This window comes from Comamonas sp. CMM02 (genome assembly GCF_014851485.1).
In the GTDB taxonomy this organism is placed as follows: Bacteria; Pseudomonadota; Gammaproteobacteria; order Burkholderiales; family Burkholderiaceae_C; genus Comamonas; species Comamonas avium.
In genome coordinates, this window is record NZ_JACUZW010000023.1 from 1 (window position 1) to 255 (window position 255).

A 255-nucleotide genomic window follows, 5' to 3' on the forward strand; every position below is an offset into this window, starting at 1 on the left:
CTAAGCTGGCCCTGGAAGGTGACCAGTCCGACAAGGGTGAGCCTGCTATCTTGAAGCTGGCTGAAGCTCTGGATACCTACATCCCAACACCTGAGCGTGCTGTGGACGGTGCCTTTGCAATGCCTGTGGAAGACGTGTTCTCGATCTCCGGTCGCGGTACCGTGGTGACAGGCCGTATCGAGCGCGGCATCATCAAGGTCGGCGAAGAAATCGAAATCGTCGGTATCAAGGACACTGTCAAGACCATCTGCACTG

1 pseudogene is annotated in these 255 nt (G+C 56.5%); it reads left to right on the plus strand.

Going from position 1 to position 255, the window contains the following annotated elements:
• A pseudogene (gene tuf, locus IB213_RS18460) lies at positions 1-255 on the plus strand (elongation factor Tu); the annotation flags it as partial.